9 protein-coding genes and 1 pseudogene are annotated in these 13,178 nt (G+C 66.6%); 8 read left to right on the forward strand and 2 right to left on the reverse strand.

Translation table 11 applies throughout. From position 1 onward, the window contains the following. Window positions 1-172: 172 nt before the first annotated feature. Entirely contained in the window at window positions 173-937 is a 765-nt protein-coding gene (locus tag ABEA06_RS08815; protein ID WP_303381795.1) for an IclR family transcriptional regulator, read from the reverse strand. 201 nt (window positions 938-1,138) lie between these two features. On the opposite strand from ABEA06_RS08815, the gene ABEA06_RS08820 reads away from it, so the two are divergent. The 4 genes from ABEA06_RS08820 to ABEA06_RS08835 all read left to right on the forward strand — a co-directional run bounded on the left by ABEA06_RS08820 (window position 1,139) and on the right by ABEA06_RS08835 (window position 6,570). Next, the gene (locus ABEA06_RS08820; protein ID WP_303381796.1) at window positions 1,139-2,533 is read left to right on the forward strand and encodes an NAD-dependent malic enzyme; all 1,395 of its coding nucleotides are present in this window, start codon (window positions 1,139-1,141) and stop codon (window positions 2,531-2,533) included. 142 nt (window positions 2,534-2,675) lie between these two features. Continuing rightward, a complete protein-coding gene (gene aceB, locus ABEA06_RS08825) occupies window positions 2,676-4,283 on the forward strand; it encodes a malate synthase A (RefSeq protein WP_303381797.1) in 1,608 nt (535 codons plus the stop codon). Then, window positions 4,280-5,716: a DUF6986 family protein gene (locus ABEA06_RS08830; RefSeq protein ID WP_303381798.1), complete on the forward strand. Its 1,437-nt coding sequence runs from the start codon at window positions 4,280-4,282 to the stop codon at window positions 5,714-5,716. The genes aceB and ABEA06_RS08830 overlap by 4 nt, the downstream gene beginning before the upstream one ends. After that, window positions 5,713-6,570, forward strand: a complete 858-nt coding sequence (locus tag ABEA06_RS08835) for a bifunctional allantoicase/(S)-ureidoglycine aminohydrolase (RefSeq protein ID WP_312396751.1) — start codon at window positions 5,713-5,715, stop codon at window positions 6,568-6,570. The genes ABEA06_RS08830 and ABEA06_RS08835 overlap by 4 nt, the downstream gene beginning before the upstream one ends. A gap of 19 nt (window positions 6,571-6,589) precedes the next feature. On the opposite strand, the gene ABEA06_RS08840 is transcribed toward ABEA06_RS08835, so the two are convergent. Continuing rightward, complete coding sequence (locus tag ABEA06_RS08840; protein WP_303381800.1) at window positions 6,590-7,636, reverse strand: NAD(P)-dependent alcohol dehydrogenase; 1,047 nt, start codon at window positions 7,634-7,636, stop codon at window positions 6,590-6,592. Window positions 7,637-7,899: 263 nt separating this feature from the next. On the opposite strand from ABEA06_RS08840, the gene ABEA06_RS08845 reads away from it, so the two are divergent. From ABEA06_RS08845 to ABEA06_RS08860, 4 genes and pseudogenes are all read left to right on the forward strand, one after another. After that, the gene (locus tag ABEA06_RS08845; protein ID WP_345311236.1) at window positions 7,900-8,685 is read left to right on the forward strand and encodes a hydroxypyruvate isomerase family protein; all 786 of its coding nucleotides are present in this window, start codon (window positions 7,900-7,902) and stop codon (window positions 8,683-8,685) included. Between the two features lie 111 nt (window positions 8,686-8,796). Further along, a pseudogene (locus ABEA06_RS08850) lies at window positions 8,797-9,702 on the forward strand (2-hydroxy-3-oxopropionate reductase); the annotation flags it as partial. Between the two features lie 54 nt (window positions 9,703-9,756). Continuing rightward, entirely contained in the window at window positions 9,757-11,532 is a 1,776-nt protein-coding gene (gene gcl / locus ABEA06_RS08855) for a glyoxylate carboligase (protein WP_345311237.1), read from the forward strand. A gap of 107 nt (window positions 11,533-11,639) precedes the next feature. After that, window positions 11,640-12,794 (forward strand): glycerate kinase, encoded by a 1,155-nt coding sequence (locus ABEA06_RS08860; RefSeq protein WP_345311238.1) that lies wholly within the window; start codon window positions 11,640-11,642, stop codon window positions 12,792-12,794. Window positions 12,795-13,178 lie beyond the last annotated feature (384 nt).

Consider the following 13,178-nt stretch of genomic DNA (forward strand, 5'->3'; position numbering starts at 1 on the left):
GTGGACTGGTCCGCACCGGCGCAGGCGATCGACAAGTACGACCTGCTCGACCCGAACGCCGGGACCTCCGGCAACGCCGGCGGGGATGCCTGATCCCACCCGGTTTCGCCGCGGCCCCCAAAGATCGGGGGCCGCGGCGGCGTCGTCAAAGCTGTCGTTGCCTCGGAAGGCGTCAGGAACCCGTCGGCACGAACTGACGGGACAATTCCTCGGCCGCGGTGCGCAGCAGCGGCACCGCGCGATCACCGAAGTCCCAGTCCACGCGCGTAGTGGGCCCGGAGACCGAGATCGCGGTGGGTGTGGGGGCGTTGGGCAGCGCCATGGAGAAACAGCGCACGCCGACCTCCTGCTCCTCGTCGTCAATGGCGTAACCGCGCTCGCGTATCTTCTCGAGATCGTCGAGCAGAGCGTCCACGGTCCCCAGGCTCTTGGGTGTAGGGGTGGGCATGCCCATCGAGTGCACAATGGAGACCACTTGCTCATCCGGGAGCGTGGCCAGGATGGCCTTGCCCACACCCGTGTTGTGCAGGGGCGCACGGCGGCCGACCTCGGTGAACATGCGCATCGCTTGCGAGGACTGCGCCTGGCCCACGTACACGACCATCCGGCCGTCGAGCACGGCCATGTTGGCCGATTCACCCAGCGCCTGGACCAGTTGCTGCAGCACCGGCTGAGCGTAGGTTCCCAATTGCAGGCTGGCGGTGTAGCCCAAACGGATCAGGCCAGGACCCAGCGCATAACTGCGGTTGGGCAACTGGCGCACGTACCCCAAAGGCACGAGGGTGCGCAGCAAGCGGTGGATGGTGGGCAGTGGGAGCTCGGCCTTGTGCGCCAGATCGCTCAGGGAGGACTCGCCCCCGGAAGCGGTGATGATGTTCAAGAGGTCGAACACTCGCTCGACCGACTGGACTCCTCCCCCGCTCTTGCCTTCTGCCATGGTGCCAACTCGCTTTCCGTCATGGACGGATAACCCTGTTCGGGCGGTCCATCCGATGTCACCATGTGAAATAACTCTCACACGGGTCTTGTCTTTCGTTCCAGACTACATCTACGATTCAATAAGTGGAAACTTTTTTCCACAATGCGGATACTAAAATGGAGCGAGGGTTCCGCTCGGTCTGAAAGGAACGTCATACAGATGTCTACACCCAGCCCCGGATACTCCATGGTTCTGCGCGTTGAAGCGCCCGCCACATTCACCTCGACCAGTGAAATCACCACCGCCGCCTCCGCTGCCGGCGCCCAGGTCACCGCGTTGGACATTGTCGAATCGCACCCCACCAGCGTAGTGATCGACATCAGCTGCAATGTCTCCAACGCCGAACACCGCGACGAAGTCCGGGATGCACTCAACGCCCTGGAGGGCGTGAACGTCCACAAGATCTCCGACCGCACCTTCCTGATCCACCTGGGCGGCAAGATCGAGGTCACCCCGCGGGTCTCCCTGCGTAACCGCGATGACCTCTCCCGCGCCTACACCCCCGGTGTGGCCCGCGTGTGCATGGCCATTGCCGAGAACCCGGAGGACGCTCGCCGTCTGACCATCAAGCGCAACACCGTGGCCGTGGTGACCGATGGCACCGCCGTGCTCGGCCTGGGTGACATCGGCCCCGCCGCAGCCCTTCCCGTCATGGAGGGCAAGGCCGCGCTCTTCAAGGCCTTTGCGGACGTTGACGCCTGGCCCGTGTGCCTGGACACCAAGGACACGGAAGAAATCATCAGCATCGTCAAGGCCATGGCCCCGGTGTACGGCGGTGTGAACCTCGAGGACATCGCGGCTCCGCGCTGCTTCGAGATCGAGGCCCGCCTGCGCGAAGAACTCGACATCCCCGTCTTCCACGACGACCAGCACGGCACCGCCATCGTGACCCTGGCCGCCCTCTACAACGCCCTGCGCGTGGTGGACAAGAAGATCGAGGACGTCAAGGTGGTCGTCTCCGGTGTGGGCGCCGCCGGCAACGCCATCATCCAGTTGCTGCTCGCCAACGGCGTGGCCAACGTGATCGCGTGCTCGCGCAAGGGCGCCATCCATTCCGGCGAGACCTACACCGATCCCCACCGCACATGGCTGGCCGAGAACACCAATAAGAACAACTTCTCCGGTTCGCTCAAGGAAGCCGTGGCCGGTGCGGACGTCTTCATCGGCGTGTCCGCCCCCAACGTTCTGGACGGTGCCGATATCGCCACCATGGCCGATGACGCCATTGTGTTCGCCATGGCCAACCCTGACCCCGAGGTGCACCCGGCCGAGGCGGCCGAGCACGCCGCCGTGGTCGCCACCGGCCGCAGCGACTTCCCGAACCAGATCAACAACGTGCTCGCCTTCCCCGGTCTGTTCCGCGGCCTGCTGGACGCCGGAGCCTCGGACATCACCTCCGAGATGCTCGTGGCCGCGGCCAAGGCCATTGCGGACTGTGTGGAACCGGACGAGCGCAACGCGAGCTTCATCGTCCCCAGCGTGTTCGACCCCAACGTGGCCCCGGCCGTGGCGGAAGCGGTCAAGAACACCGCGCTGGGCGAGGGCGGCCAGTAACGCGGCACCCTGACGGGCGGCGTCGTCGCCGTTCACAAGACGACGACGCCGCCCGCCCACCGTTTCGAGCAAGTCCACGCACCACCGGCACGACAGCACCACCCGCACTACCAGCACCACCCGAAATTTTCAGGAGGCAACCATGACCATCACCCACAACACCCCGCACAACGTGGCCGCGGCCAGCGAGATCCTCTCCGACGAGGCCCTGGCGTTCATCGAGGCACTGCACGAGAAGTTCAACGACCGCCGCGAAGAGCTGCTGGGCAAGCGCGAAACCGCACGCGAGCAGGCCGCTTCAACCGGCACCCTAGACTTCCCGGAGGAAACCCGCCAGGTGCGCGAGGGTGACTGGAAGGTTGCCCCGGCACCCCGGGCGCTACAGAACCGCCGCGTGGAAATGACCGGCCCCGCAACGCCGGCCAAGATGGCCATCAATGCGCTGAACTCCGGTGCCAAGGTGTGGCTGGCCGATCTCGAGGACGCCGCGAGCCCCAGCTGGGCCAACCAGATCGACGCGATCGCCAATCTGCGCGACGCCGCCCGCGGCACCCTGGCCTTCACCTCACCGGAGGGCAAGGAGTACACGCTGCGCGAGGATGTGCCGCTCGCCGTGGTCGTGACCCGCCCGCGCGGCTGGCATCTGCCCGAGCACAACATCACCGTGAACGGCACGGAAGGCTCCGGTTCGCTCACGGACTTCGGCCTGCACTTCTTCCACACCGCCAAGCAGCTGGTGGACAACGGCCACGGTCCGTACTACTACCTGCCCAAGATGGAGTCCTACCTCGAGGCGCGGCTGTGGAACGACGTGTTCACGTTCGCCGAGGAATACCTGGGCATCGAGCACGGCACCATTCGCGCCACGGTGCTCATCGAGACCATTCCCGCCGCGTTCCAAATGGACGAGATCCTCTACGAACTGCGTGACCACGCTTCCGGTCTGAACGCCGGCCGGTGGGATTACCTGTTCTCGATCATCAAGTACTTCCGTGACGCCGGTGAGAAGTTCATCCTGGCCGACCGTTCCGCGGTCACCATGACCGCGCCGCTGATGCGCGCCTACACCGAGCTGCTCGTGCAGACCTGCCACAAGCGCGGCGCATTCGCGATGGGCGGCATGGCCGCGTTCATCCCGTCCCGCAAGGACCAAGAGGTCAACCGCGCGGCCTTCGAGAAGGTCCGCAGCGACAAGACCCGCGAAGCCAACGACGGATTCGACGGCTCCTGGGTGGCCCACCCGGACCTCGTTCCCGTGTGCCTGGAAGTTTTCGACGGCGTGCTCGGCGACAACCCCAACCAGGTGGACCGCCAGCGCCCGGAGGTCTCCGTGACCCCCGAGCAGCTGCTGGACGTCCCCTCCGCCGGCGATCAGCGCACCGAGGCGGAGCTCAACGCCAATCTTTACGTGGCCATCCGCTACATCGCGGTCTGGTTGTCCGGTAACGGCGCCGTGGCCATTCACAACCTCATGGAGGACGCTGCCACCGCGGAAATCTCCCGCTCCCAGATCTGGCAGCAGATTAAGAACGGTGTGGTCTACACCGACACCGGAAACACCGCAACGCGCGAGCTGGTCGCCGACGCCCTGGAGAAGCAGTTGGACGCCCTCAAGGAAGAAATCGATGCGGAGAACTACGAGAAGTGGTTCGTCCCGGCGGGCAAGCTCATCTCCGACATGGTACTGAGCGACAACTACCCGGACTTCCTGACCCTGCCCGCGTATGACCTCATGGAAGGGGCCAAATGACACAATCCATTCTCGGGGTGCACGTCGCCTCCGCTGCCCCCGCCGACGCCGCGCTGGGCGGCTCGGCGGGGGTCCTCCCGGCCGGAGCGAGCCTGCCGACCGCGTTCTACCAGCGGGCGGATCTGGTGCTCGCCGGCACCGACGCTGACCTCGCCCGGTTCTTCCCGGGTGACTCCGGGGTCCGCCAGCCCGTACACACGTGCTACGTCCCGGCAGACCTCGTCACCGTGGACACCCCCGCCTCATGGGGTCGCGCTGCACAGGCCGCCGCCGATGAATCGGGCGGGCTCCGGATACTCGCCGAGCTGGCTGGTCTGACCGGGGACGGCGTGAGCGACGTCGTGGATCGTGTGGCCGCCAAGCTGCAGACCGAGCCGATCGAAGATCTGCGACTGGATCTCGAGGACGGTTTCGGCAATCGTTCCGACGGCGAAGAAGATGCCGCCGCGGCCCAGGCCGCGCGCACCGTGGCACAGTTCGCGATCAACCGGGCCAACGGCTCCGCGCCGGCCCCGGCCTTCGCGGGCATCCGTTTCAAATGCTTTGAAGGGGCAACCCGCGCCCGTGGCCTGCGGTCCCTGGATGTTTTCGTCAGCACCCTGGTGCGCGAGGGCGGTCTCATCGAGGCGGGCGTGAGCTCTGACGGTTTGCCGGACGGACTCGTGCTGACGCTGCCCAAGGTTTCCTCCGTGGAACAGGTGCAGGTCATGGTCGATGCGTGCCAGGCGCTGGAGGATGCGCTGGGCCTGCCCAACGACCGGCTGCGCTTCGAGATCCAAATGGAAACGGCCCCCATGATCCTGGGACTGGACGGCACGTGCCTGATCCCCGCGATGCTGCGCGCCGCCGAGGGCCGTGCAACGTCATTGCACTACGGCACCTACGACTACTCGGCGTCCCTGGGCATCTCCGCGCAGTTCCAGTCCATGGAGCACCCTGCCGCGGACTTTGCCAAGAACGTCATGCAGGTGGCGGTGGCCGGAACCGGTGTGCACCTCTCGGACGGTTCCACCAACCAGTTGCCCGTGGGCGACGCCGCCCAGCGCCGCGAGTCCTGGGCGCTGCACGCACGACTGGTCCACCGGTCCCTGGAGCGCGGGTACTACCAGGGCTGGGATCTGCACGCCCACCAGCTGCCCACGCGCTTTCTCACCAATTACGCGTTCTACCGCGATGGGTTCCGCGCCGCCGCCCACCGCCTGGAGGTCTACTCCCGTCGGTCGGTACCCGGCATCGAAGCCGCAGACGTTGCCGACGAACCCGCCACCGCTCGCGCCCTGGCCCGCTACATCCTGCGCGGCACGCTGTGCGGCGCGGTGACCGAGGACGAGCTGCGCGCCGCCGGCTTGACCCGGGAAACGGTGAGCTCGGTCGCGAAGACGGGCGTGGCGGCGTCGAACGCTGAACATTCTGAATTAGGAGGAACTCAATGAGCGAACGCACGTACTGGGCAACCCACGGCGGCCACCCGCCGCAGACCGATCTGCTGACCGACCGGGCCATGTTCAAGGAGGCCTACGCGGTGATTCCGCGGGGCACGCAGCGGGACATCGTGACCTCGTTCCTGCCGCATTGGGAAGGCACCCGGCTGTGGGTGCTCGCTCGGCCGCTGACCGGTTTCGCGGAGACATTCTCCCAGTACCTCATGGAGGTCTCTCCCGGCGGCGGCTCGGACAAGCCCGAGGACGATCCGGATGCGGAGGCGGTGCTGTTCGTCATGGAGGGCTCCCTCGAGCTGACCCTGGGTGACGAGCCCGGTGACGACGACGTTCACACCCTCGACCCCGGTGGCTACGCGTTCATTGCCCCCGGTGAGACGTGGACCGTGCACAACCGCGGCTCCGAGGAGACTCGGTTCATGTGGGTGCGTAAGCGCTATCAGAAGGTCGCGGGCATCGAGAAGCCGGAATCTTTCGTGACCAATGACCAGGATGTGGAGCCCACCCCCATGCCCGGCACCGAGGGCCGCTGGGCCACCTCGCGTTTTGTGGATCCGGCGGACGTGCGACACGACATGCACGTGACCATCGTGACGTTCCTGCCCGGCGGGATCATCCCGTTCGCGGAGACCCACGTGATGGAACACGGGCTCTACGTGCTCGAGGGTCAGGCGGTGTACCGCCTCAACGAGGACTGGGTCGAGGTGCAGGAGGGCGACTTCATGTGGCTGCGCGCCTTCTGCCCGCAGGCCTGCTACGCCGGGGGCCCCAAACCCTTCCGCTACCTGCTGTACAAGGACGTCAACCGCCACGCCCCGCTGACGCTGGGAGGCCATGCGGGGCGCTGACGCTTGAGAGCTCAGGACCTCAGAACGTCTTGGCGTCGACGACGAAGCGGTAGCGCACGTCCGAGCCCACCACGCGGTCGTAGGCGTCGTTGATGTCATCGGCCTTGATGAGTTCGATCTCCGCGCTCACGCCGTGCTCACCGCAGAAGTCGAGCATCTCCTGGGTCTCGCGGATGCCGCCGATGTTGGAACCGGTCAGGGACTTGCGGCCGCCGATGAGCGAGGGGGCGCTCACCTCGAGGGCTTCGGTGGGCAGACCCAGTAGCACCATGGCGCCGTGCGGGCGCAGGGTGGCCATGAACTCCTGCACGTCGATGTGCGCCGAGACGGTGTTGATGATGACGTCGAACGCGCCCTTGTGGTTCTTGAGCGCTTCGGGGTCCTCCTTGCGGGCGATCCAGTCGGTGGCGCCGAAGCGGCGGCCATCCTCTTCCTTGGAACGGGTCTGGCTGATCACGGTCACCTCCGCGCCCATGGCCTTCGCAAGCTTGACAGCCACGTGCCCCAGGCCGCCCATGCCCACCACGGCCACCTTGGAGCCCTCGGTGACGCCCCATGTGCGCAGCGGGGAGTACGTGGTGATGCCGGCGCACAGCAGCGGCGTGGTGGCAGCCGGATCGAGGTTCTCGGGGATGTGCAGCGCGAACGCCTCGGATACCACGATTTCCGTGGCGTAGCCGCCGTCCGTGGGCCGCCCGTCGAAGCGGTCCACACCGTTGTACGTGCCCACGGCGTTGGGGCAGTTGTTCTCCTCGCCCTTCAGGCACCACTCGCACTCGCGGCAGGAATCGACGAGGCATCCCACGCCCGCGCGCTCACCTTCGGCGAATTTCGAGACCTCGGATCCCACCTCGGTGACGCGGCCGATGATCTCGTGGCCCGGGACCATGGGGAAATCGATCGGTCCCCATTCCTCACGCACGGTGTGGATGTCCGAGTGGCAGATCCCCGCGAACTCGATCTCAATGCGGATGTCGTCCGGGCGCAGGTCCCGGCGCTCAATGGTGCCCTTCTCCAGAGGGGCCCCGGAAGCAACGGCCTGATAGGCAGCAACGTTAGTAGTCATGGGAGGTGACTGTAGACCCCCATTGAGGGGTACGTCATGCCGGGGGAAAGTGGTTCGCCGTGGGCGTCAGTGCTCCCCCGGGCTCGGGCGGCATGGGGACGGGTTACATTTCCCAGCCGGTCAGCGGGAGGCACCGCGAGAAACATCTCACACCAGAGGTTGACGTAGGTCACACTCGGATCTAGTATTTTCACTAGATAAAAGTTCGATTCCACAATCCGAAATCCAGGCACCCGCGAGGGCCGCCGCACAGGAGGAACACCGTGAGCTACACCGTCAACTCGTCGATCCTGCTGACCGATCTCCCGATCAACGACCGCCCGCAAGCCGTGGCCTCCGCCGGCTTCACCCGCGCCGAGTTCTGGTGGCCGTTCCCCACGCCCACCCCGTCGGAGGCCGAGATCCAAGAATTCGTGGCCGCGCTCAAGAACGCCGGCGTCCAATTGACCGGGTTGAACTTCTACGCCGGTGACATGCCCGGCGGCGAGCGCGGCGTGCTCTCCCAGCCGGCCCGCTCGGAAGAGTTTCGGGCCAATATCAACGCCGTGGTGAAGATTGCCCAAGCCACAGGCTGCACGGCGTTCAACGCGCTTTACGGCAACCGTTTGGATGGCGAGGACGCCGCGGAACAGGACCGGATCGGCGTCGAAAACCTGCAGCGCGCAGCGGATGCCGTGGCGCCCCTGGGCGGCGTGGTACTGCTCGAACCCGTCTCCGGAACCGAGGCCTACCCGCTCAAGACCGCCGCGGACGCCCTGGCCATCATCGAGAAGGTGGGCCGCGACAACGTCAAGCTGCTGGCCGACTTCTACCACTTGGCCGTCAACGGTGACGATGTGGAGCGCGTCATCGAGGATCACGCCGCCGACTTCGGGCACATCCAGATCGCCGACAACCCCGGCCGCAACGAACCCGGCACCGGTGAGCTACCGCTCGAGACGTGGATCGACCGCTCCCGCGAGCTCGGCTACGACGGCGTGATCGGCCTGGAGTACAAGGCTTCGCAGGAGGATCCCTTCGCGTGGCTGCCCTGCGAGAAGCGCGCCTGATCCGGCCGCGCCCGCGAACATCGCGCCACAAGCAGCGCACGGACCTAGCGCGGCGAGCAGCAGCGAGCGGCGCACCACGACCAAACACCAGCTACACCCGCGGATCACCGCAGAACGTCTAAGGAGAACATCATGGCCAAGGTTGCAGTTATCGGACTGGGCATCATGGGCCTTCCCATGGCCAAGAACCTCGTCACGGCCGGCCACCAGGTGACCGGGTACAACCGCTCCCCCGAAAAGGCTCAAGAACTTGCCCAGGCGGGCGGCACCGCTGCCGGCTCCGTGGCCGAGGCCGTCAAGGACGCCGAGGTCATCATCACCATGGTTCCGGACTCCCCGGACGTCCAGGACGTGGTGGAGGGTGCGGACGGCGTCTTCGCCAACGCCCCGAAGGGCGCCCTGTGGATCGACGCGTCCACCATTCGCCCGGACGTGGCCGTGAACCTGGCCGGCGCGGCTCGCGAGGCCGGCATCCGCCCGCTGGACGCCCCGGTCTCCGGTGGCGAACAGGGCGCGATCAACGCAGCACTGTCCATCATGGTGGGCGGCGAAGCCACCGATTTCGAAGCAGCCCAGGAAGTCCTCAATGGCGTGGGCAAGACCATCGTGCACGTGGGCCCCTCCGGCTCCGGTCAGACGGTCAAGGCCGCCAACCAGCTCATTGTGGCCGGCAACATCCAGTTGCTCGCCGAGTCGGTCGTGTTCCTCGAGGCCTACGGCGTGGACACCGATGCCGCTCTAAAGGTCCTCGGCGGTGGCCTGGCCGGCTCCAAGGTTCTTGATCAAAAGGGACAGAAGATGCTCGATCGCAACTTCGATCCCGGTTTCCGCCTGGCCCTGCACCACAAGGACATGGGCATCGTCACCGCCGCCGCACGCGAGGCCGGCGTCACCATCCCGTTGGGCGCGGTCGTCGCCCAGCTGGTCTCCGCCCTGGTCGCCCGCGGCGACGGCGGCCTGGACCACTCGGGGCTGTTCAAGCTCGCCCATGAACTCTCCGGCGGCGACGAGAAGTAAGTGCCCGGCCCACGCGGGCCCGGCGGTCCGACACAAGATTTCAAGGAGAACATCATGACCAAGATGCGTACGGTGGACGCCATTGTCGCCATCCTGAAGAAGGAAGGCGCAACCGAGGCGTTCGGTTTACCCGGTGCGGCCATCAACCCGTTCTACTCGGCCATGCGTAACGACGGGGGTATCCGGCACACGCTGGCCCGCCATGTCGAGGGCGCCTCGCACATGGCCGACGGATACACCCGCGCCGCTCCCGGCAACATCGGCATTTGCGTGGGCACCTCGGGCCCCGCCGGCACCGACATGATCACCGGCCTCTACGCCGCAATTGCGGACTCCGTGCCGATTCTGTGCATCACCGGTCAGGCACCGGTGGCCAAGTTGCACAAGGAAGATTTCCAGGCCGTGGATATCGCCTCGATCGCCAAACCGGTGACCAAGATGGCGGTGACCGTGCTGGAGCCGGGTCAGATCCCGGGCACGTTCCAGCGTGCGTTCCACGAGATGCGCACGGGCCGCCCGGGTCCGGTGCTGATCGACCTGCCCCTGGACGTGCAGTTGGCCGAGATCGAGTTCGACATCGATCTCTACGAACCCCTGCCCGTGTCCAAGCCCGCGGCCACGCGCGCCCAGGCCGAACGCGCCCTGGACATGCTGTTCGCCTCGGAGCGCCCGCTGATCGTGGCCGGTGGCGGCGTCATCAACGCCAACGCGTCCGAGAAGCTGGTCGAGCTCGCCGAGGTGCTGGATGTTCCCGTGATCCCCACCCTGATGGGCTGGGGCGCCATCCCCGACGATCACCCGTTGATGGCCGGCATGGTGGGCCTGCAGACCTCGCACCGTTACGGCAACGAGACGTTCCTGGCCTCGGACTTCGTCCTGGGCATCGGTAACCGCTGGGCCAACCGCCACACCGGGTCCATTGACAAGTACACCGAGGGCCGCACGTTCGTGCACGTGGACATCGAACCCACCCAGATCGGTCGCGTGTTCTCGCCGGACCTGGGCATCGTCTCCGACGCCGACGCCGCCCTGACCGTGCTCCTCGAGGTGGCCAAGGAACGTAAGGGCAGGTTCTCCGTTCCCGATTACGGCGTGTGGGCCAAGGAATGCATCCAGCGCAAGGGCCAGCTCCAGCGCAAGACGCACTTCACCGAGGTGCCCATCAAACCGCAGCGCGTGTACGAGGAGATGAACTCGGCCTTCGGTCAGGACGTCACCTTCGTGTCCACAATCGGTCTGTCACAGATCGCCGGTGGCCAGTTCCTGCACGTGTACGGTCCACGCCGGTGGATCAACGCGGGTCAGGCCGGGCCCCTGGGTTGGACCGGTCCGGCCGCCCTGGGTGTGGTGCGCGGTAAGCCCGGCGAGACCGTGGTGGCCCTGTCCGGTGACTACGATTTCCAGTTCATGATCGAGGAGTTGGCCGTGGGCGCGCAGTTCAATCTGCCCTACATCCACGTGGTCGTGAACAACTCCTACCTGGGCCTGATCCGTCAGTCCCAGCGCGGGTTCAAGATGGAACAGAACGTGTCGCTGGCCTTCGACAACATCAACTCCCCGGAAACCCAGGGATACGGTGTGGATCACCTCAAGGTGGTCGAGGGCCTGGGGTGCAAGGCCGTGCGCGTGACCGATCCGGACAAGCTGCAGGAAGCGTTCGCCCAGGCCGACTCGCTGGCCCAGGAGCATCAGGTTCCCGTGATGGTGGAAGTGATCCTGGAGAAGGTCACCAACATCTCCATGGGCACCGAGCTGGACAACGTGGTGGAGTTCGAGGAGCTGGCGGCACGCGGTGTGGACGCACCCACCGCCATCGCCCTGCTCGACTGACAACCTCCACTGCCAACGGAGTGTTCTACTCTGTCCGATACCTCGCGGGCCGCTCACGGAATCCGTGCGCGGCTCGCGGTTCATCTCTAGTTTTTCGGGAGGTTCTCGTGCGCATTGTGGTGGCACCAGACAAGTTCAAGGGCTCGGTCAGCGCCGAGGAGGCGGCCGCGCACATCGCAGCCGGGATCCGTGAGGCCCAGCCCCACGCCCAGGTCACGGTCCTGCCCGTGGCCGACGGCGGTGAGGGCACGTTGGACGCCGCGGTCACCGCCGGGTACACGCGCCACGACCTCACGGTCACCGGCCCGATCGGCGAACCCGTGGCGGCCGCGTGGGCCCGACTCGACGACACCGCCGTGGTCGAGATGTCCCTTGCCTCCGGCCTGGCCGCACTCCCCCACGATGAGAACGGCGATCCGATCCTCGCCGCTCGCGAGGCCACCAGCCGCGGCACCGGTGAATTGATTGCCGCAGCACTGGACACCGGCTGCACGCGGGTGATCCTGGGCGTGGGCGGCAGCGCCACCACGGACGGCGGCGCGGGCATGCTCGCGGGCCTGGGCGCCCGGCTCCTCGACGCAGCCGGCCACGAGATTCCCGACGGCGGCGCCACCCTCGCGCAGTTGGCCACCGTAGATCTCTCCGGACTGCATCCGCGCGTCCCCGAGGCCCAGTTCGTCCTCGCGGCGGACGTGGACAACCCGCTCACCGGCGAGCGCGGTGCCGCCGCGATCTTCGGCCCGCAGAAGGGCGCCTCCCAGCAGGACGTGTCCGAGCTCGACGCCGCCCTGGTCACTTTCCGCGATGTCCTTGCCGAGACCCTGGGAGACTCCGCACGCGATGCGGCTCAAGCTCCGGGCGCCGGTGCCGCCGGCGGCGTCGGCTACGCCGCGCTGGCCGTCTTGCATGCGACGCGAAGGCCGGGGATCGACGTCGTCCTCGACTTGGTGAACTTGGATCGAGCCGTGACCGGCGCTGACCTGTTGATCACCGGGGAAGGCAGCCTGGACGAGCAATCCCTGGGCGGCAAGACCCCGGTGGGTGTTTTGCGGGTCGGCCAGGCCCACGGCGTGCCCGTGATCGCCGTGTGCGGCCGCACCACGCTGGACCGCGAAACGCTGGAGGCCACCGGTTTCCGGGCAACGCATGCCCTCTCCGACCTGGCACCGGACGCCCACACCTCCATGCGTGAAGCACCCCGGCTACTGTGTGAGGTGGGACACGCGGTAGCTTCAGAACTAGCCTCGACCTCGAACGGCTGAACGGCCCGCGCCGTCACCGTTCCCGCCCCTTCCAAAAGGACCTCCCCGTCATGAACGCGACCCCTCACCAGGGCAATAAGAACACCGGCGACACCAAGAACAACCGGCCCGCTGAGGACACGAACCAGCGCACCACGGATCCGCAGGAGAACGCCAAGCGCGCCACGGAGAGCGTGCAGGCCAAGGTGGCCGAGGCGGCGTCGAACCCCGAGGTCAATGCGTCCCCGCAGGACGTGGCCCAGGAGAACTCCCAGCTGGCCGTGGCCGGGGAGCGCCGCGAGGAGGTCGAGTCCGCGCGCGCCGAGCAGATCAAGCTTGCCCACGAGGTCAACAGCGCCGAGCGCGTGCGCGAACTGATCCGCGCGTACAAGGCGGAGAACAAGC

Origin of the sequence: Kocuria gwangalliensis (assembly GCF_039544365.1) — a bacterium.
GTDB lineage: Bacteria > Actinomycetota > Actinomycetes > Actinomycetales > Micrococcaceae > Kocuria > Kocuria gwangalliensis.

Excerpts from the sequence above, each read along its gene's own strand:
- ABEA06_RS08815 (WP_303381795.1), bottom strand. The coding sequence starts at position 937 with ATGGCAGAAGGCAAGAGCGGGGGAGGAGTCCAGTCGGTCGAGCGAGTG.
- ABEA06_RS08820 (WP_303381796.1), top strand. The coding sequence starts at position 1,139 with ATGTCTACACCCAGCCCCGGATACTCCATGGTTCTGCGCGTTGAAGCG.
- aceB (WP_303381797.1), top strand. The coding sequence starts at position 2,676 with ATGACCATCACCCACAACACCCCGCACAACGTGGCCGCGGCCAGCGAG.
- ABEA06_RS08830 (WP_303381798.1), top strand. The coding sequence starts at position 4,280 with ATGACACAATCCATTCTCGGGGTGCACGTCGCCTCCGCTGCCCCCGCC.
- ABEA06_RS08835 (WP_312396751.1), top strand. The coding sequence starts at position 5,713 with ATGAGCGAACGCACGTACTGGGCAACCCACGGCGGCCACCCGCCGCAG.
- ABEA06_RS08840 (WP_303381800.1), bottom strand. The coding sequence starts at position 7,636 with ATGACTACTAACGTTGCTGCCTATCAGGCCGTTGCTTCCGGGGCCCCT.
- gcl (WP_345311237.1), top strand. The coding sequence starts at position 9,757 with ATGACCAAGATGCGTACGGTGGACGCCATTGTCGCCATCCTGAAGAAG.